Raw genomic sequence first — 20,322 nt, forward strand, 5'->3', positions numbered from 1 at the left:
CTTTGTCAACCACTGGAGCTGCTACGCTTAACAGTGCAGGTATTACCAACAATGCAACTGTGGGTGGAACACTCGGAGTAACAGGAGCTACAACTACCGCAGGTATCACTAATACAGGTAATGTTGGAACGGGTACGCTCTCTACTACCGGAGCTGCTACGCTTAACAGTGCAGGTATTACCAACAATGCAACTGTGGGTGGAACACTTGGAGTAACAGGAGCTACAACTACTGCAGGTATTACCAACACAGGTAATGTCGGAACGGGTACTCTCTCTACTACAGGAGCTGCTACGCTTAACAGCGCAGGAGTTACCAATAACCTTACCGTCGGTGGAGTCACTCAGCTGAATGGCACCAACGGATTGCAGTTTGATGCGGGTCAGAATGTATCCGAGATCAGCACAGATGGAACTTTGGTTGACAACAGCAACACAGCACTACCTACCGAACAAGTGTCAAAACCTATGTCGATGCACAAGTAGGTAATCAGGATCTGCAAGAAGCCTACATCGATGGAAACACCATCACCACTTCACTCGCTGAAGGTGATGTAGTAATCACGGGTACCGAGCAATTGGTCGTTTCGACTACCAATGGAGTCGATGTAACCAACAACGCAACCGTAGGAGGTACGCTTGGGGTGACTGGAAATACTTCTCTAAGTACCGTATCAACTTCAGGGGCTGCTACTTTAAACAGTGCAGGCATTACCAACAATGCAACTGTGGGAGGAACACTCGGAGTAACAGGAGCTACAACTACTGCAGGTATTACCAACACAGGTAATGTCGGAACAGGTACTTTGTCAACCACTGGAGCTGCTACGCTTAACAGCGCAGGTATTACCAACAATGCAACTGTGGGTGGTACTCTTGGAGTGACTGGTGCTACTACCACTGCTGGTATCACTAACACAGGTAATGTCGGAACGGGTACGCTCTCTACTACCGGAGCTGCTACGCTTAACAGCGCAGGAGTTACCAATAACCTTACCGTCGGTGGAGTCACTCAGCTGAATGGCACCAACGGATTGCAGTTTGATGCGGGTCAGAATGTATCCGAGATCAGCACAGATGGAACGTTGGTTGACAACAGCAACACAGCACTACCTACCGAACAAGCTGTCAAAACCTATGTCGATGCACAAGTAGGTAATCAGGATCTGCAAGAAGCCTACATCGATGGAAACACCATCACCACTTCACTCGCTGAAGGTGATGTCGTCATCACGGGTACCGAGCAACTGGTCGTTTCGACTACCAATGGAGTCGATGTAACCAACAACGCAACCGTAGGCGGTACGCTTGGAGTAACAGGAGCTACAACTACCGCAGGTATCACCAACACAGGTAATGTCGGAACAGGTACTTTGTCAACCACTGGAGCTGCTACGCTTAACAGTGCAGGTATTACCAACAATGCAACTGTGGGTGGAACACTCGGAGTAACAGGAGCTACAACTACCGCAGGTATCACTAATACAGGTAATGTTGGAACGGGTACGCTCTCTACTACCGGAGCTGCTACGCTTAACAGTGCAGGTATTACCAACAATGCAACTGTGGGTGGAACACTTGGAGTAACAGGAGCTACAACTACTGCAGGTATTACCAACACAGGTAATGTCGGAACGGGTACTCTCTCTACTACAGGAGCTGCTACGCTTAACAGCGCAGGAGTTACCAATAACCTTACCGTCGGTGGAGTCACTCAGCTGAATGGCACCAACGGATTGCAGTTTGATGCGGGTCAGAATGTATCCGAGATCAGCACAGATGGAACTTTGGTTGACAACAGCAACACAGCACTACCTACCGAACAAGCTGTCAAAACCTATGTCGATGCACAAGTAGGTAATCAGGATCTGCAAGAAGCCTACATCGATGGAAACACCATCACCACTTCACTCGCTGAAGGTGATGTAGTAATCACGGGTACCGAGCAATTGGTCGTTTCGACTACCAATGGAGTCGATGTAACCAACAACGCAACCGTAGGAGGTACGCTTGGGGTGACAGGGAAATACTTCTCCAACACAGGTAATGTCGGAACGGGTACTCTCTCTACTACAGGGGCTGCTACTTTAAACAGTGCAGGCATTACCAACAATGCAACTGTGGGAGGAACACTCGGAGTAACAGGAGCTACAACTACTGCAGGTATTACCAACACAGGTAATGTCGGAACAGGTACTTTGTCAACCACTGGAGCTGCTACGCTTAACAGCGCAGGTATTACCAACAATGCAACTGTGGGTGGTACTCTTGGAGTGACTGGTGCTACTACCACTGCTGGTATCACTAACACAGGTAATGTCGGAACGGGTACGCTCTCTACTACCGGAGCTGCTACGCTTAACAGCGCAGGAGTTACCAATAACCTTACCGTCGGTGGAGTCACTCAGCTGAATGGCACCAACGGATTGCAGTTTGATGCGGGTCAGAATGTATCCGAGATCAGCACAGATGGAACGTTGGTTGACAACAGCAACACAGCACTACCTACCGAACAAGCTGTCAAAACCTATGTCGATGCACAAGTAGGTAATCAGGATCTGCAAGAAGCCTACATCGATGGAAACACCATCACCACTTCACTCGCTGAAGGTGATGTCGTCATCACGGGTACCGAGCAACTGGTCGTTTCGACTACCAATGGAGTCGATGTAACCAACAACGCAACCGTAGGCGGTACGCTTGGGGTGACTGGAGCTACAACTACCGCAGGTATCACCAACACAGGTAATGTCGGAACAGGTACTCTCTCTACCACTGGAGCTGCTACTTTAAACAGTGCAGGTATTACCAACAATGCAACTGTGGGTGGAACACTCGGAGTAACAGGAGCTACAACTACTGCAGGTATTACCAACACAGGAAACATCACCAATGCTGGAGATGTAGTCTTCGATGAGGTAACTTTTGATGCAACACTCGCAGCTGTCGATCAGACAACAGACGCGACAACTTTCAGTCTGCCTAACTATGCAGGTGCAGCTGCAACCCTGGCCACTACCGATGATATAAGCGCAGTGCAAGCTGATGTTAATGATTTAGTAACTCTAAGTGGAGTAGCAGTAAATAGTACGAATTTGGGTGTTTTCACCGGATCTACAATCACAGATAATACAGCAACTGTTAAATCTGCATTGCAGCAACTTGAAACAGCTGTTGAAGCAGCCACTCCATCATCCTTACAGGCAGCCTATGATGTTGGTAACACAATCACGACATCAGGTGGAAACGCGTTGACTGTTTCTGGAACTGAACAAGTTTCGCTTACATCATCTCAGGCATCTCCGACAGCAATTGTTCTAAATGCAAACAACACAGGAGGTGGAATAGATATTAATGCTGGAACAGGAACAGGTACAATTACCATGGATGCGGGAGGAGCTGTCTCCATCCAAGGCGGTGCAGCTTCAACAATGAATACCACATCTGCCAATCTTACTTTGTCAACAACGACAAGCGGAACACTTGCTGCTAATTCAGTTGGTATTCTAGATCTTGATGGAAACACAGGTGTAACCATCGATGCGAATACTAGTGGAGATGTTGCCGTAAATTCTGCTGCAGGATCGGTAACGCTTTCTGGTGCAGAAGCAGTCGCAGATGCGATTGATATCAATGCAACCAATGCTGGTGGGGGTATCGACATTGATGCAGGAGCAACTTCGGGAACTGTAACCATTGATGCAGGTGGAGCAGTATCTGTTCAGGGAGGGGCCGCATCTGATGTGACCACTACGGCCGGGCTTCTTTCATTGACTGGAGATGATGGTGTTGCTATAACCTCTTCAACAACTGTTGGGGTGACAATTGATGCTTCAACAGCGGGAACTGTTGACATAAACGCAGCTGCTGGAGCAATAAATATTGGTAATGATGCTGTTAATCAAACAATCAATATTGGAACAGGAGGATCTCGAGATATTAATATTGGTAATTCCTCAATAAAAGCATACTCCGACGGTAAAGTGTCAATTGGATACTCAGCTTTCCCTACTTCTTACACGGATGATAACGCAGGTGGTGATGACGCGGGAATAATGTTTGAAGGGACTAATGGCACAAATATAAATACGAATGATGCTACACCACTAACAACCTATAGTTTCTCAACTGCAAACACTCAATTTGCGGTATCTGGAGATGTTATGGTAGATGGTCAAATAGCATCCACAGGTGCTATGATTGCCGGAGGCTTCACAGCCACTTCTGATAAACGATTAAAAACAAATATTAAAGATTTAGATAATGTTCTTAGCAAAATACCTCTAATGAGAGGTGTTTCATATGACTGGAAAAAGGAAAGCGCACAGTATCAAAGTGATTCATCGGCCCAAATTGGAGTAATAGCTCAGGAAATTGAAGAAATATATCCTCAGCTTGTTACAACTCACTCCAATGGAATTAAGACAGTCAATTATCAAGGACTTGTGCCAATTCTGATTGAAGCAATAAAAGAACAACAAAAACTAATTGACAAATTGATGGCAGACCTCACGGAAGAAAAAGCATCTGCCGCTGATTTGAAAAGTGCCCTTGAAGAGCAAAGAAAACTTTCAACACTGCAAGTTGAAATTATGTCTAAACTTCAGTCTGAAAATTCTGAAATCAAGAATGATGTGCAAATGTTGAAAGACATTGTCTTAGGATCTCAAAACGTTAAAAAAGACTAATGAAGAAGCTTAATTTCATATTGACGTTTTTGCCGGTCTTGCTGTTTTCACAAGAGCTTTACATGTCTGGAAGTTCCATTTTGCATATTTCTGAAGGTGCCACGCTTGAAGTGGGAGGTAATTTGGAAAATAATGGAATACTCCAAAATAATGGGACGCTAGCTATCTATGGTGATTGGACTGTGAATAACAACTTTAATGGACTGAATGGGACATTAGAATTTCTCGGTGGAAGTAACCAAATGGTAAGTATTCCAACTCTAAGAGTCAGAGAGCTTATTGTCAACAGTGGAGGGTTAGTTGATTTTCCAGGAAATGAGTATTCGGTACTTGAACGCCTATATCTTGAATTTGGAAGTATTAGGTTAGGTGAAAACACCCGTTTTATTCTTGAGCCCGGTGTAAGAGTAGATGGCGGTTCAAACCTTTCCTATTTTGATGGTACTTTAATCTCAAAAGGAACTGGAGAAAAAAGGTTTCCACTTGGTAATGATGGAGTATACAGTCCAATAACTTTTCTTGAAACCTCGGGTGTGGATACGGAGCTAGCTGTAAGCTATCAGAGAAACAATCCATCAGATCCGATCCCAGGTGATAGCTTATTGGGCGTTTCCGATCGTGCTTTTTGGGAAGTCGAATTACTCAATGGATCAATTGACCCGGCCAAAATAGAGTTAGAATTTAATGAAGAAGATCTCAGTGATTTTAAAGTAGTCAATAATATTCGACACAGAGTTAATTCACCTGTAATAGCATATTCCAACGGCCCAGGTGGTATATATGAAACATTAGGTGTTGAGACATTATTTAACTCTGACTCTGTCACATTTGGATTAATTACGAGCAAGAATAAACTCCAACCAGCACTTGGCCAGAAACTTTATCTCGCAATGGGATTGGGGCCTCAAATCCCAGGTGAAGGTCTTTACTATATTCCTGAAGCTTTCTCCCCTAATGCCAGTGATCCACAAAATCAAACTTTCAGAATATTCGGCGAAAAAATATCAGAGGAAGAATTTGAACTGCAGATATACAATAGGTATGGAGTTATTGTTTACTCAACAAACTCTTTTGCAGAAGCCAACCAAGTCGGTTGGAATGGTGAAAACCAGAAAACAGGGGCACAAGAGCCTGCTGGCGTTTATTATTACACAGTTAGGTTTCAGTTTGAGACCCGACTTCCTGTTCAACAAAAAGGTGCATTCTACTTAGTAAAATGAAGAATATCATACTCATACTCGCGCTTTGCTTGACATCAAGAGTTTTTGCCCAGGATGCACAATTCTCTCAGTACTTTGCAGCTTCGCTATATTTAAACCCTGCATTTAGTGGAATTTACAATGATCCTTCTGTTCATTTAAATCATAAGAGACGATTGCAAAGTGTTGACGTTATCAACGAGCTAACTCAGGTCTCTTTCATCTTTCCTATTAAGCCAAATGGCCAATTCGAGCAATCAATTGGGGGTGCGGGTATAATGGCTTTTAATGAAAAAAGTGGCTTTCAGGGAGTATATGAAAGGAATTCTGTCTTTGTAAACTATGCTCACAACATGAAATTTGGGCTGCTCGCCTCCTATCTGATTTCAGTAGGTGCGCAGGTAGGATACGAAATAAGGAGGTTAAATTTCAGCAATCTTGCATGGGGCTCCCAATACAATTCTTTTTATGGTTTTGACAGTAGATTACCAGTCCCGGTTACTGAATTCAATGATCAACAACAAAACCTTGTTGTGAATGCAGGTATTATGTACTACTATAATCCAGAAAGGAACTATTTACTTCATAAGTACAGTGCATTTGTGGGTGTTTCCGCAACAAATTTAAATCGTCCAAACACCTCATATTCAACTGACAATGAAAGTATGGAACCAATTCTATTGAAGTATAATGGTGGTTTTCAACTGAAATTCAATAAAATTTTTGTAACCCCAAGTATACTTTATTTGTATATCCGTCAAAACCAACAATTCAATGCTGGGGTAAATTTTGCGTATGTACCCAATGCAAATGATTACCAAGCAAAAGGAACACAATTATTGTTTGGAACCTGGTACCGATTGAGGGACTCATTCATATTTGTAGGCGGTATAAAATTTAGCTCATTAGCAGTTCGAGTTAGCTATGATCTAAACAGTACCTTATTCGTTCCTGAAAAGAACATCGATCTCGCCCAACATTCTATGGAGATATCTATACAATACTCACTATCCAAGGGTCTTGACCTTAAAAGAATTTCCAATCCACTCTTCTAATTCTTAGGATAAATAATTAAGCGTGTGCCTGGCTCTAAGCTCGTCGAGCTAAGATTATTTTGTTCCATTATCAGTTCCTCCGGCACGTTGAATTTCTTTGCAACTATTTCAAGATTATCCCCCTGCTGCACCGTATAAACAAAATCGCTACCACTTTTTATATCAGCAGGCACTACAAGATTAAAATCTGCCTCTATTCCCTTCTTCTTCAATCGTATGGGCTTATAAGCGGTTAGATCACTACTTCCAAGATCGTTGATACTCTTAATATGATTAGGAGTCACTCCCATGCTACCGGCAATTTTTGCTATGGTTGCCCCTGGTCTCACAAGATAAAAATTACCAAAATTCTCTTTACGCTTTCCAATTAATCTCACATCAATCCTTCTATTTAATTGACGACCGTATGGATTGTTATTATCTGCAATTGGATTTTCAGATCCGTGCCAGATGACTGAAATATCTGATTTACTTATTCCCTTTGAAATGAGATAATCCCGAGCAGCATAACCACGATCTTTACTTAAAATAAGGTTGAATTCAGCTGACCCTGTATTATCCGTGTGGGATTCAATTTCAATCTTATTACCGGATTTCATGAAAGATGCGGCTACCTCGTCTAAAAGAACCTTAACTTCAGCGCGCAGATCCGAAGAACTAACATCGAAGAAAGCTCTTGTCGCATTCGTAAACACGCCTGAAACTCGTTCCCTTCTCCCTTCCACATTAAAGTCTTCTAAGACAACTGATTCTGAAGCACTTGATTTCTTAAAGGTTAAGTCATATTTTTCTGGAGAAACTTTGAATTCAAACTCACCTAAATCATTGGTATATCCTTCGATCACCGTCTTGGTATTATCGAACTCTATCAGGTTGATCGCATAAGAAGATAGTGGAGTTCCTGAATTGGCACCAACCAGCCTACCTGTTATCGTTATCTCGTCATACCCTTCAATTTTATTTATTGGCAGAGCAATTTTGATTTCATCAAGCTCTTCCGATGCGAGAATATCTTCAGTTCCCATTAGCTTTTCAGCCCCAGGACTTGGTTGCGAAGCAATATCGCCAGCCAACGCAATGATGTCGACTGGTGGTTCATCCACATCCTTAGCATCTAGTGCTAGATTTTCGGTTAGAATTCGATCGTTATTAAATCTGAATTTCTTAATTCGTTCCAACAAACTTTGCTCACTTGAAGAGAGGGATCCTCTCGCTTGAGCGTCTCCGGACGGCAACACATAATTTCCGTTTCTCTTAGGTAAGCCTTTATCTAAAACGACCCTTGAAATAAATGCCTTTCGATCCTGAGCCAGATTGTTATAATAAGTGAATGCATCGCGCACAAAACGCTCTTCTGTAGGCTTAATTTCTTCTCCAGAAACCTTTTTTGCCAGCGCCGCAATGTGAACTTTTTCTTGTTTCGTAATCTCTGTCAGCTTATGCTCATCACTTAGTTTGACCGGCCTATTACTATATTCTGTGACGATATAATCAAGCGCAATCACATTATCAATAACCCTTTTCTTTGACGGACTAAGTAACTCGTATTGATTTATGTCGCCTGAAGATAAAGTAGCGGATGGATCCCCACTTGAATCACCAGAAGTTGTAACAACTGTAGGTGTGGTTTCGAAGAAAATAGGCTTTGCCTCGCTCAAATATGAATCATAAGCTGTCTTTACAAATCTTCTCACTGCCTTTTTCTGAGAATCGCTAAGTTCTGGTCTCATCTCTAGTAGACGATCTACTGTTTCCTCTGAGTTCTCTCCTATTGCAGCCTGTAATTCACTTTGTGAAAAAGTTGTTTCAGTCAGGTAAATGCTAGAGTTAGCGAGGTTTGAAATCTGCTTCAGTAAAAGCTTATCTAACCTATTTTGATCTGCAGCATTCTTGTTTTTAAAGACATCAAGATCTGAGTTGCTAATGTTTTGATCAAAGTTTGAAAGATCCGAAAGCATAAAAGTTGTGGCAATGGATTTAAGCTTTTCCTTTTCATCATCATTTAAGGTTTCGTAGAAATCCCTATCCTCCTTCACTAATCGATATTTCTCTTCATTGCTAAGTCCAATCAACCGCTCTCGAACTGCAGTACTTACATCTTCTGTCACATCTTGATTGTCTCGAAGGAATACCTTCTCATTCATATCCAATGAGATATTACCGAGGTTTCTTTTTTGCTTAAGATATTTGACAGCTATTCCATCAAGGCTTTTTTGTTCCTTCTTATCAAATGAATTGTACGTTGGAGTAGCTGGTCTAAAATCCTGAGCGTTCTTTAAGCGATCAGAAATTAAGATATCTATTTTCTCACGTTCGTCAGAACTTACTCCGCTGTAGAAGCTAAATACTTCATTGGTCAGGTTTACGCTATTACCCATGCCTTGCTGCTCCAAATAAGATGATACGATGTTGTCAACCTTTCTTCTCTTATCTGAGCTAAGTTGTTGATAGTAATAATCATCTTCCGTTCGTATCGAGCGAATCATGTTGCTCGTCATTTTCTTCACTCGCGCATTTACTATTTTTTGGATTCTTTCTTTATCATCTTCACTTAGTGAATTGTATACATCCAATTGTCTGGCTGTAAGAATTAGCTCCACATCTGAAACTGAGGAAGACAGCATCCTGGAAATAATTTGATTGATTATTTCTGTCTCACTACTATCAAAATTGTAGTCGTCAGTAAAAAGCGAGTTTCTACCTGCTATGGTACCCTCAGAGGATACCTCGGAAATTATGCTACTTTTAGATTTTATAGAAAATCCATATATATCAAATTTCCCGACTCCATCCTCTCTATTGGAAGAGAGGTATCCTTTGGATTTACCGAGGAAAAAGAAGACATCATCTCTATATGAATTAAAAGGGATTCCCGCATTATAAATTTCAGCGGTTTCAAATTTATTTCCCCTTGCTACATAAATATCAAAACCTCCAAAACCTCTGTGCCCATTGGAAGCAAAGAATAGTACGCGCTCTGATGGATCATAGAAAGGTGAAACCTCGTTGAATGGGGTATTTATTTGTGACCCCAAATTCATTGGTGGCCCCCAATTATCATTGCCTGCATTGATGCTCATATACAAGTCAAACTCTCCAATGCCTCCCTCAATATCGGACACGTAGAATAGTGTATCTCCGCCTGGAGTGAGGTTTGGATGTTTTGAGTTAAATCCATATTCATTGATGTTCGTATTTAACGCTATCGGCTCACTCCACTTTCCCCCTACCAGTTTAGAAACATAGATATGGCAAATCCCGCCCAGATCTTCATCACAGTTTGTATAATAAAATTTAGTTCGCTCCCTGTTGAAAGAACCAGATCCATCTCCATACTTTGTGTTGATTGTTTTTTCAAATTTGTCTCCCTCATCATATTCTTCCCAGTTCCCATTTTTTCTTTCAAAGCGAAATACATCAACGAACGTTTCTCCTAACTGATTATCAACTAAACTTCCTTTGCCTTCGCTTCTGGCAGAGGTTAGCATTAGCACATCATCTGAGCCTAAGCTAAATGCTGCATAATCATTGAATTCAGAATTTAAAGGAGCTGCAAGAGCCTCAAATTGGTGATCCGGGTGAACCAAAGTAATCTGATTTAAAGCCAGCTGACATCCATCTATTTCAATTTTTGCCTGTTTGTAATAGGTTCTATATTTATCTGATTCATGAAGTTCATTATCCTCTAAAAAAGATCTAAACTCTTTGAAGTTTTGCAATGCTTGATCATATCTCCCCTTAAGTTTCTGCATTTGAGCATGATAAAAGGTCACAAGAGGAAATCGAACTCCCTGATCAGTAATTGATTCATAATAATACTCAGCACTTTCATAATCCTGAATATTCCTGTAGCACTCCGCTAATTGATATTTCGCTTTTGAATTATCTGGGTTTAGGGTTAATGCCTGTTTATAGAGTTTTATCGCTCCCATATAGGTCTTATCCCTGAAATATTCATCGCCAAGTTTAACAGAACGCGATGATTGTACCTTATTGTCTTGTGCAAAAGCGCAAACCGTAATAATAATTCCTAAAAGAAATGTTAGTTTTCTCATAACTTCAAATTTTTCACCCTTTACCTGTTAAAATAAATGCACCCCACACCCTTGGGTCATTATATTTCTCTTTCATTTTTAATTGGGCGTATTTTAGTGATTCATCTACTTTATTAGACTCATCAAATTTCTTGTAAAACAATGTCATTAACTCGCTGGTCGCCTGATCATCAACCTTTTGAAGGCTCGTTATTATGTTTCTTGTACCTGCGACCATAAAAGCCCTCTTCAAACCGTAAATTCCTTCTCCGTTTTCCATATCACCAATTCCTGCATCACACGCAGAAAGTACAACGAGCCGTGTTTGACTAAGATCCAAATTCATTATCTCATATGCGGTCAATATTCCATCATTTTCCGATATAGTTGGAATACCATCGATAAACCTAGAAAACGTAACGGATGCACCAGCCAAATAGATACCCGATTTAAAAAGAGGATCGTTAATCGGGCTTTTGGTTGCAATAAAATTATAGCTGTCTCCAAAAAAACCATGAGTAGCTAAATGCAAAATGGTAGGATTATATGCTGACCGTATTCTCAACTCATTTGCATCACTTTTTACATACGTCTTCACATTCCATTCATCATTTAGGATACTTCCTATCTGGCTTATCTCAGATTCAGAACCCTGTAAACTTGAAAGGTTCAGCTTATCATCCTCACTGCTCAGATTATAAGCTGGATTTCCAAATAAATAAGACTTCTTATTAAAGGTTTCAGATTCTTTCTTAAAAAGGTCCTTAGTACTTGTTAGATAGGTCACGTAATATTTATCAATTACATATTTACCATTCGGCATCATCCATATGTTTGCATTGATTTTGTGATAAATACCATCAGGAGATATCCTTACTGAGGACGCATCTTTAACTATCTCATCAATGGGAGCCCAAAACTCTTTGTAAGTCTCATTTTTTTCTACCTCAAACATCATTGCATTTTTGTATTTAGCAAAGTGCTGATCGTCTGTTCTAAACTCGTCACCTAGTATCGCATAACTTGGTTCCTCTTGATTATCTCTGAAGATTATAGCCAGGTATCTAGTCTGATCTGTAAACCCAAAAAGTTTATTCGCTGACTTAGTAAGAGATTTGTACTCTTTGATTCTTACTATTTCAACAACAGCCTCTCCTTTTCCAACGTACTCTTGAACGGACTTCCAATCATGATCTACCTTATGGAGTGCTCCCTCAAAGCTGTCAAGCTTTCGTAATAGTTCGTTTTCTTGTCTTTCTACTTGAGCCTCCTCATATCCCAAGTTTATATTTTGCTGATCCAACTCTTGAACTCCCATTTGATAATAGCTAGCCAGAATTCGCTTATCTGATTGCCACCCTCTATATAATTCTTTCAACTCCTGATCAGGGCTTTCAAGAACTGTTTCTCTTACTTTGTTAGAGGTGCTGAAGAGAACGGGTTTGGTTTTGGTTTGAAAATCAAAAATTGTTTTTACTAAATCAGGTTTCTCTGTCAGTAATTCAAATGCAATGAAATTGTACCTTTCAACATTCGATCGTATATTTTGAAAAAATGATGAGCGTTCCTGTTCTGACATAATAGGAAAAAGTGTTCCAATCTGACCTATTTGTATTTCGATTGATTTTCGAAAGTACTTTTCCGCATTGAGCATATCATCAACTGCCAAACTATGCATGCCCATGTACTCTAAGGCGCTTGCATAGGCAGGATGATTTACTCCTAAAACACGTTCCCGGATATCGACTGCTTCTCGGTAATATTGCTCGGCCTCTTGCTCTCTGCCGGTTGCACTAAATAAGACTGCTACGTTAATTAAAGTCGTTGCATAATCCGGATGGTCCTTGCCATAAATCTTTTCGTCAATTGTAAGTACTTCCATGTAGTACCGCTCAGCCATTTTATTATTCCCCAACCTTCTTTCTACTCTGGCTAAATTGTTGAGTGTATTCGCATAATAGGGATGCGTGCTTCCAAACTTTACTTTGTACGTTTCCAAAGCATCTACGAACATGTCCCTGGCAACTGAGACATTACCATTTGCAAGAGCCAATGTGCCTAGGTTATTCTTTGCAGTTGCATAGAAAGGGTGATTGGTCCCCATGTTTTCTTCACTTTCACGAACTACTTCTGCAAACATTTCGCCTGCTTTTTCATAGTTACCGATCTGGTGGTACATTATCCCTAAATCATTCAAAGTCTCAATGATCAGTATATCTGCCTCATCCGGGATACTTCTTTTAAGTGCTAGCACTTTAAGTAAAGTCTGCTCTGCTTCCCCGAAACGACCCATTCTTTCATAGAATATGGCTAAATGTTCCAACGACTCAGCCTGCTGTACCGCATATAGTGGCCCTAGCGATTGGTAAATCGTAGTACTGAGATTGATAAATTTTTCGCCTTCAACTGGATCTCCGGTCAAAATCAATATCCTCCCTTTATGCATGCATATTTCTGCAAAATCGGGAGATAAATCATTTCCACTTGCAACCAATTGGTCATAACAATTATTATAGATGCTAAGAGCCAATGTATATGACCCGGCCTCCTCGTATAAATAGGCCAACTTGGACCTGGCAATCCAATATTCTGTTTTTGCATCCGGAATCTGTGCCAAAATTTCGAGGGATTGTTGAATGTATCTTTTGGATAGGTCATATTCCACCTGATCCATGTAAAGAATTCCCATGTTTAATAGAGCATCTGCATAATCCATTTGATTTGGAATGCCTGCCTCCTCGTGATACAGTATGGAAAGATTTAAGTTACGCTCAGCTTCAAAAGGATCCAGAAGCTGAAGGTTTAAATACCCCAAGTCATTATAAATATTGGCACGCTGGTGATAGGTTAAATCATCAACATATTTTTCAATAATGTTATTGAATTCGTTAAGCGCTTGCTCCCAATGGTTTTTTTCAAGATTTTCTTCCGCTTGAGATATTAGTCCGTTAATATTTTGAGCGCTTGAAAAGCCGAAAACCAATGAAAATAATATACAGGCGAGTATGTTTTTCATGGTAAAATAAAAGTCTACCACTAAGCTACAACGATATTTAGCAAATGATAAATTTCGTATTGAACGAAAACAAGATTTAATTGCAAGAATAAAGGATTGAGCAATCTGGATGTGATTTTTTCGGTAAATGCCTTTCTTTGTGGCACGAAAAACAGACCTATGATCGGCAAACTCAAATTATTTAATTCACTAACTCGACAAAAGGAGGAATTTAAGCCATTAAACCCTCCGCATGTTGGAATGTATGTGTGCGGGCCCACGGTCTACAGTAACGTTCACTTAGGTAACGTCCGTACCTTTTTGAGTTTTGATGTTGTATACAGATATCTTCAATTTATTGGCTATAACGTTCGATATGTACGCAACATTACCGATGTAGGTCATTTGTCGGATACCGGCGAAGACAAAATCTCCAAAAAAGCGAAGCTGGATCAGCTGGAACCAATGGAAATTGTGCAGATGTATGCCAACGATTTTCATGATGTCATGCTCACCTTCAACGCCATACCTCCGGATATTGAGCCTTCTGCCATTGGTCACCTTATGGAACAAATAGAGATGACCAAAAAGCTGATCAATAATGGATATGCTTACGAATCAAATGGGTCCGTTTATTTTGATGTAGAAAAGTATCATAAAGAGAATGATAACTCGTACGGCATTTTGAGTGGTCGAAAGATCGAAGACTTACTGAGTGAAACACGCGAGCTTGATGGTGGAAGTGACAAGAGAAGCCCTTTAGATTTTGCCCTTTGGAAAAAAGCAGCTCCAGAGCATATCATGAGGTGGAAAACAGAGTGGAGTGATGGGTTCCCAGGTTGGCATCTTGAGTGTTCGGTCATGAGTACAAAATATTTAGGTGAGGAATTCGACATTCATGGGGGTGGTATGGATTTGAAGTTTCCGCATCATGAATGTGAGATCGCTCAAAATGCTGGTACCCATGGACATGGCGGTGCTAAATACTGGCTTCATACCAATATGTTGACGGTTAATGGACAGAAAATGAGTAAGTCGCTGGGCAACTCATTTTTACCCCGAGAACTAATGGCTGGTGAGCATCAACTACTCGAAAGAGGTTACAGCCCAATGACGGTGCGTTTTTTCATGATGCAATCTCACTACGCCAGCACCCTCGATTTTTCGAATGAAGCACTAGAAGCAGCCAGAAAAGGGTATGTTAGACTTGCAAACGGCATGCGCCTCATGCATGAGATGGAATGGACAAAGGATGATGGAGAACTAAATGACAAGCAGGCTGAGCAGATCAAAAAGATGTGTGACAACTGCTACTATGCGATGAATGATGACTTTAATACGGCATTAACGATCGGTCACCTTTTCAACCTGGTAAAAAAGATCAACTCGCTGCATACCGGTCAGCTGAAGTTTGGCGAGGTTGGGGAAGAAACATTCAACCGGATGAAAGAAACTTTTCTGGGTTTTGCCGAAGAAGTCCTGGGTCTAAAGGTTGAGTCAGATGTGGACTATAAATCACTCATAGATACGATACTAGGTGAGTACAAAGACGCAAAGTTCAACCGTGACTTTGAGCGAGTGGACAAGCTACGTGCCGAACTAAAAGCAGAAGGCATTGTAGTGAAGGATATGAAAGAAAAGATTGAGTGGGCGTTTGAGGAGTGAAATGCGAATATCAAAGCTGTCTTTAGTATTAATATTTGCTATTGCGACAGAAATAATCATCGCTATTTGGTACTATTCTGAGTTTGGTTCAGACAAGATCGTCTTTCATATTGTAAAGATTTTTTTTCTAGGAGTTTTTGCAATCATGACATATCATCAAATAAAATGGGCAAAATGGATTCTTGTTGGATGGTTCATATTTAATTCTACAATTGCGTTTAGTAAGGTTAGAACTATCGACTTAGGCGAAGATTTTGTTCTAATAGGAATGTCAATTATGTATTTGCTTATTTCTGGGTTGATTCTTTTTCTTTCAGGGGAGGAAAGATCGACGGAAAAATAAATTAAATCCCCTTCGCCTTCTCCCAATATTCGTCCATCTCTTCCAACGTCATCTCACCCAGAGACTTTCCGTCTTTTTTTGATTCTGATTCCAGGTATTGAAAGCGTTTGATGAATTTTTTATTCGTACGCTCCAGAGCCTCTTCCGGATTGATATCTACAAATCGGGCATAGTTGATTAGCGAGAATAGCAGATCGCCAAACTCTCCTGCCTGCCTTTCTTTGTCTGTTTCTGCCTGAAATTCGTTCATTTCTTCCTGCACCTTTTCCCACACCTGATCCTGATTGTCCCAGTCAAACCCCACACCTCGTGCTTTTTCCTGAATACGCATGGCCTTTACTAGTGCAGGGAGTGACTTTGGCACACCACCCAAAACCGACTGATTTCCCTTTTCTTTAAGCTTAATCTTTTCCCAATTAGCCTTGACGGTTTCTTCGTCTTCCGCATCCACATCTCCATAAATATGCGGGTGCCGCCTGATCAGTTTTTCGCACACGGAATTCAACACATCCGCGACATCAAAAGATTTTTTTTCACTACCGATTCTTGCATAAAACACAAGGTGGAGCATGAGATCTCCCAGCTCCTTCTTCACTTCCTCCAGATCATTCTCGATTATGGCATCAGAAAGCTCATAGGTCTCTTCGATCGTGAGATGTCTCAGCGTCTCCATTGTCTGCTTTTTGTCCCAGGGGCAGTTTTCTCGTAACTCATCCATGATGGTGAGCAATCGGTCAAACGCCTCAAGTTTTGCTTTTCTGTTTCGGTCGGGAGTAGAAAGTGGTTTATTCATAGTTGGGATTGTTAAGATATCCCTATAAGTCGTCTTAACAATTTTTGTGTCATTTCGAACGCAGTGAGAAATCTACATTCCTGATTTTTAGCTATTAAAATTGGTAAATATTTCTCCTTTCAGTCGAAATGACAACTTTTTGAGGCGCTCTAATTCCCCGAAATGAATTAATTCATAAAAATATGAATCATCACTTCGATCAGGATGTTATTTCTAGAGTCGCAAATTGGCTAATTTTGTACCAAAATCTGAACGAATGCAGGTAGTATTATTAGGAATCGGAATATTCGCTTTGTTTTTTGTGGGGTTGTCCATTCGCATTTTGCTAAAAAAAGATGGAGAATTTAAGGGGACATGTGCTTCTCAGAACCCTTACCTCAATAAAGAAGGTGCGTCTTGTGGGTTTTGTGGGAAAACAGTAACACCTGGACAGGATTGTGGAAATCCGGATTCTGAGGTTAACAAAGTACTGGCCAAGTTCTAATTTTTAGAGACTTCTCTAAATACTTTTTACTTCTAGCTACATTTCTATCTTTGCGCACCGCTTAAAAAAACAGAACACTTTGACACTAATAAAATCAATATCCGGCCTACGAGGAACGATAGGAGGAAAAGCCGGAGATAATCTATCGCCACTAGATGTCGTCAAGTTTGCCGCAGGTTATGGTGCCTGGCTCAAAGACGCACACAAAAAACCCAAAGTCATTATCGGTAGGGATGCAAGACCATCAGGAGCTTCATTTACGCAACTGGTAGCCAATACTCTGATTAACCAGGGCATAGACGTGATTGACCTTGGGCTAAGTACGACACCTACCGTTGAGATGGCCGTACTTGCTGAAAAGGCACAAGGAGGTATCATACTTACTGCTAGCCACAACCCCGCAGGATGGAATGCACTGAAACTACTGAATGATCGAGGAGAATTTATATCTGCGGAGGAGGGCAAAAAGGTATTGGACTACTCCGAATCAAAAGACATTGAGTTTGCGCAAACCCAAAAGTTTGGAAAGCTTACTACCAATGATTTTTACATTGATCATCACATCGAACAAATCCTTAAGCATCCACTTGTGGATGTTAAAGCTATTAAAGATGCAGGCTTTAAAGTGATTGTAGATGCTGTCAATAGTACCGGAGGAGTTTCTATTGTCCCACTTTTAAGACAAATGGGTGTCGAGGTAAAAGAGCTTTATTGTGAACCTACCGGAAATTTTCCTCACAACCCTGAACCTCTTCCTGAAAACTTGCAACAAATCTGTAGTGAACTTGAAAACGGAAGCTTTGACCTGGGTGTAGTAGTTGATCCGGATGTTGATCGATTGGCGTTGATCTGTGAAAACGGTGAGCCATTTGGTGAAGAATACACGCTGGTGGCTGTAGCAGATTATGTGTTGTCACAGAAAAAAGGAAATACCGTTTCTAATCTATCCTCAACACGAGCACTTAGAGATATCACTGAGAAACATGGTTGTGAATATAATGCTTCTGCAGTAGGAGAAGTTCATGTTGTTGCTAAAATGAAAGAGACCAATGCAGTGATCGGAGGAGAAGGAAACGGAGGAGTGATTGTTCCTGATTTGCACTATGGAAGAGATGCTTTGGCGGGAATTGCATTGTTTTTGACCCATCTGGCAAAATTCGGAAAGAGTGCTTCTATGCTCAGAGCTACCTATCCTACTTATCACATTTCAAAAAATAAAATTGAGCTAACACCAGACATTAATGTAGATGGTGTGCTTGAATCAATAAAAGAAAAATACAGAGGCCAGCCTATCAATACAATTGATGGAGTAAAGATCGAATTTGATAAAGAGTGGGTTCAACTCAGAAAATCAAATACTGAGCCGATTATTCGTATTTTTGCAGAGTCTGAAAGTCAGAGCACAGCCGAGCATTTGGCTAAAAAGCTGATAATGGACATCAAGGAAGTAATTTCCGGTTAAACCTGCGTGATTATGAAAGTATACTTTGATAATGCTGCTACTACAGCGATTGATTTGGATGTTTTTGAGGCAATGAAGCCTTACATGTTAGAACATTTTGGAAACCCGTCATCCATTCACTCGCACGGAAGACAAGTTCGAACAGCCATCGAGCGATCACGGAAAAAGGTAGCCGATTTATTAAATGCTTCACCGGCAGAAATATTCTTTACATCAGGCGGTACCGAAGCAGACAATACCGCGATCCGATGCACGGTGAGTGAAAAAGGAATCAAACACATAATTACCAGCAAAATAGAGCACCATGCGGTACTACATACCGTAGAAGCACTGGAAAAGCGCGGGATCAAAATCAGCTATGTCAATCTTACGGATAAGGCTCAAGTCGATTATGATCATCTCGAGAGTTTATTGAAAAGTAACCCGAATACGCTTGTTACTTTGATGCATGCAAATAATGAGATAGGCAACTTACTGGATATCGAAAAAGTAGGTGAATTGTGTAACGAACATGAGGCATGTTTTCACTCTGATACAGTACAGAGCATGGCGCATTACACACATGACATGCAAAAGTTGGAACTTGATTTTGCTGTCGGGTCTGCACACAAGTTTCATGGCCCCAAAGGAATTGGGTTCCTTTACATCAATCATGAAAATAAAATTCATCCATTTATTCACGGTGGTGCTCAGGAACGTAACATGCGTGGCGGAACGGAGAATGTTTACGGAATAGTCGGGTTGGCTAAAGCGATGGAGATCGCCTATTCAGATATGGATGCTCACAGAAAGCATATAGAAGGATTAAAGACCCGGATGATTGAAAAACTCAAAACTGCGATTGAAGGAGTAGCTTTCAATGGAGTATCCGATGATCTAGATCAAAGTCTGTATACGGTTTTGAATGTTTGCCTGCCACCAAATGATGACAATGACATGCTTCTGTTCAATTTGGATATAGAAGGTGTTTCAGCATCCGGAGGCAGTGCGTGCAGTAGCGGTTCAAGTATTGGCTCACATGTCTTGGCGGAGCTAAATAGGGATCAAAATCGAGGCGCAATTCGCTTTTCTTTTAGTAAATACAATACTTTAGAGGAAGTGGATTATGCGGTTGAGAAGCTAGCTAAGCTTTATCAGCCAGAGACTGCATGAAAGTAAAACCAATTTTCTATTCGTTTCAAACCAAGGACTTGATTCACATCATTCCGCGGTTGATTGTTGCCTTAATTCTGGCTCAGACACTTCCATTCAAGTTTGCGGGTGCCGAAGAGAGTAAATGGATTTTTGAACAAATCGGATGGGAGCCGTGGGGCAGATATCTGATCGCCAGCATTGAGACTGTTTCTACTATTCTCCTCCTCTCCAATTATTACATTTTTGGAGCCATTATTTCACTGAGCATTATCAGTGCCGCCAACTTTCTTCACTTTACCAAACTTGGTTTCATCGTAAATGACGATGGAGGTACCCTCTTTATTCTGAGTATCATCGTTATTTTCTGTTCATTGTGGATTGTTCTCTACTGGAACATGCAACGGGTGGAGCAAAAAGTCTCAAACTTTGAGCTTAATTGGGAAGATGAGGATGACTACATGGTTTCTTAGC

Annotated in this window: 12 protein-coding genes; 9 read left to right on the forward strand and 3 right to left on the reverse strand. The window is 41.0% G+C overall.

Translation table 11 applies throughout. The features are described from left to right. Positions 1-2: 2 nt before the first annotated feature. The 4 genes from ACO05G_RS15690 (at position 3) to ACO05G_RS15705 (ending at position 6,941) form a co-directional block, all read left to right on the forward strand. On the forward strand, positions 3-485 hold the full coding sequence (locus ACO05G_RS15690; RefSeq protein WP_421763591.1) for a hypothetical protein: 483 nt from the start codon (positions 3-5) through the stop codon (positions 483-485). 92 nt (positions 486-577) lie between these two features. Beyond that, positions 578-4,687 (forward strand): tail fiber domain-containing protein, encoded by a 4,110-nt coding sequence (locus tag ACO05G_RS15695; RefSeq protein WP_421763592.1) that lies wholly within the window; start codon positions 578-580, stop codon positions 4,685-4,687. Continuing rightward, entirely contained in the window at positions 4,687-5,907 is a 1,221-nt protein-coding gene (locus ACO05G_RS15700; RefSeq protein ID WP_421763593.1) for a gliding motility-associated C-terminal domain-containing protein, read from the forward strand. Before ACO05G_RS15695 ends, ACO05G_RS15700 begins: the two co-directional genes overlap by 1 nt. Next, positions 5,904-6,941 (forward strand): PorP/SprF family type IX secretion system membrane protein, encoded by a 1,038-nt coding sequence (locus ACO05G_RS15705; RefSeq protein WP_421763594.1) that lies wholly within the window; start codon positions 5,904-5,906, stop codon positions 6,939-6,941. Before ACO05G_RS15700 ends, ACO05G_RS15705 begins: the two co-directional genes overlap by 4 nt. Here the strand turns inward: ACO05G_RS15705 and ACO05G_RS15710 are convergent. Together ACO05G_RS15710 and ACO05G_RS15715 are read right to left on the reverse strand one after the other, a co-directional pair. Next, on the reverse strand, positions 6,938-10,996 hold the full coding sequence (locus ACO05G_RS15710; RefSeq protein ID WP_421763595.1) for an OmpA family protein: 4,059 nt from the start codon (positions 10,994-10,996) through the stop codon (positions 6,938-6,940). The two genes, ACO05G_RS15705 and ACO05G_RS15710, sit on opposite strands and share 4 nt — an antisense overlap. A 13-nt stretch (positions 10,997-11,009) precedes the next feature. After that, on the reverse strand, positions 11,010-13,991 hold the full coding sequence (locus ACO05G_RS15715) for a CHAT domain-containing protein (RefSeq protein WP_421763596.1): 2,982 nt from the start codon (positions 13,989-13,991) through the stop codon (positions 11,010-11,012). A 159-nt stretch (positions 13,992-14,150) separates the two neighbouring features. Between ACO05G_RS15715 and cysS the strand changes: the two genes are divergently transcribed. Then, positions 14,151-15,635, forward strand: a complete 1,485-nt coding sequence (gene cysS / locus ACO05G_RS15720) for a cysteine--tRNA ligase (RefSeq protein WP_421763597.1) — start codon at positions 14,151-14,153, stop codon at positions 15,633-15,635. Positions 15,636-15,979: 344 nt separating this feature from the next. Here cysS and mazG read toward each other — a convergent pair whose 3' ends face one another. Beyond that, a complete protein-coding gene (gene mazG / locus ACO05G_RS15725) occupies positions 15,980-16,771 on the reverse strand; it encodes a nucleoside triphosphate pyrophosphohydrolase (protein ID WP_421763598.1) in 792 nt (263 codons plus the stop codon). A gap of 256 nt (positions 16,772-17,027) precedes the next feature. Here mazG and ACO05G_RS15730 point away from each other — a divergent pair, with 256 nt between their 5' ends. The 4 genes from ACO05G_RS15730 to ACO05G_RS15745 all read left to right on the forward strand — a co-directional run bounded on the left by ACO05G_RS15730 (position 17,028) and on the right by ACO05G_RS15745 (position 20,321). Next, the gene (locus tag ACO05G_RS15730) at positions 17,028-17,255 is read left to right on the forward strand and encodes a hypothetical protein (RefSeq protein WP_348283579.1); all 228 of its coding nucleotides are present in this window, start codon (positions 17,028-17,030) and stop codon (positions 17,253-17,255) included. A 79-nt stretch (positions 17,256-17,334) separates the two neighbouring features. Continuing rightward, positions 17,335-18,717 carry a phosphoglucosamine mutase gene (glmM, locus tag ACO05G_RS15735; RefSeq protein ID WP_421763599.1) on the forward strand — a complete coding sequence of 461 codons (1,383 nt, stop codon included), beginning with the start codon at positions 17,335-17,337 and terminating at the stop codon, positions 18,715-18,717. A 12-nt stretch (positions 18,718-18,729) separates the two neighbouring features. Continuing rightward, positions 18,730-19,869: a cysteine desulfurase family protein gene (locus ACO05G_RS15740; RefSeq protein WP_421763600.1), complete on the forward strand. Its 1,140-nt coding sequence runs from the start codon at positions 18,730-18,732 to the stop codon at positions 19,867-19,869. Next, positions 19,866-20,321, forward strand: a complete 456-nt coding sequence (locus tag ACO05G_RS15745) for a DoxX family protein (protein WP_421763601.1) — start codon at positions 19,866-19,868, stop codon at positions 20,319-20,321. Before ACO05G_RS15740 ends, ACO05G_RS15745 begins: the two co-directional genes overlap by 4 nt. The last annotated feature ends 1 nt before the right edge of the window (position 20,322 follow it).

It is taken from the genome of Ekhidna sp. (assembly GCF_965227465.1).
GTDB lineage: Bacteria > Bacteroidota > Bacteroidia > Cytophagales > Cyclobacteriaceae > Ekhidna.

What these genes read in the sequence shown, in the direction of transcription:
- ACO05G_RS15710 (WP_421763595.1), bottom strand. Translation starts at nt 10,996, where the DNA reads ATGAGAAAACTAACATTTCTTTTAGGAATTATTATTACGGTTTGCGCT.
- ACO05G_RS15745 (WP_421763601.1), top strand. Translation starts at nt 19,866, where the DNA reads ATGAAAGTAAAACCAATTTTCTATTCGTTTCAAACCAAGGACTTGATT.
- ACO05G_RS15730 (WP_348283579.1), top strand. Translation starts at nt 17,028, where the DNA reads ATGCAGGTAGTATTATTAGGAATCGGAATATTCGCTTTGTTTTTTGTG.
- ACO05G_RS15715 (WP_421763596.1), bottom strand. Translation starts at nt 13,991, where the DNA reads ATGAAAAACATACTCGCCTGTATATTATTTTCATTGGTTTTCGGCTTT.
- mazG (WP_421763598.1), bottom strand. Translation starts at nt 16,771, where the DNA reads ATGAATAAACCACTTTCTACTCCCGACCGAAACAGAAAAGCAAAACTT.
- ACO05G_RS15740 (WP_421763600.1), top strand. Translation starts at nt 18,730, where the DNA reads ATGAAAGTATACTTTGATAATGCTGCTACTACAGCGATTGATTTGGAT.
- ACO05G_RS15700 (WP_421763593.1), top strand. Translation starts at nt 4,687, where the DNA reads ATGAAGAAGCTTAATTTCATATTGACGTTTTTGCCGGTCTTGCTGTTT.
- cysS (WP_421763597.1), top strand. Translation starts at nt 14,151, where the DNA reads ATGATCGGCAAACTCAAATTATTTAATTCACTAACTCGACAAAAGGAG.
- ACO05G_RS15705 (WP_421763594.1), top strand. Translation starts at nt 5,904, where the DNA reads ATGAAGAATATCATACTCATACTCGCGCTTTGCTTGACATCAAGAGTT.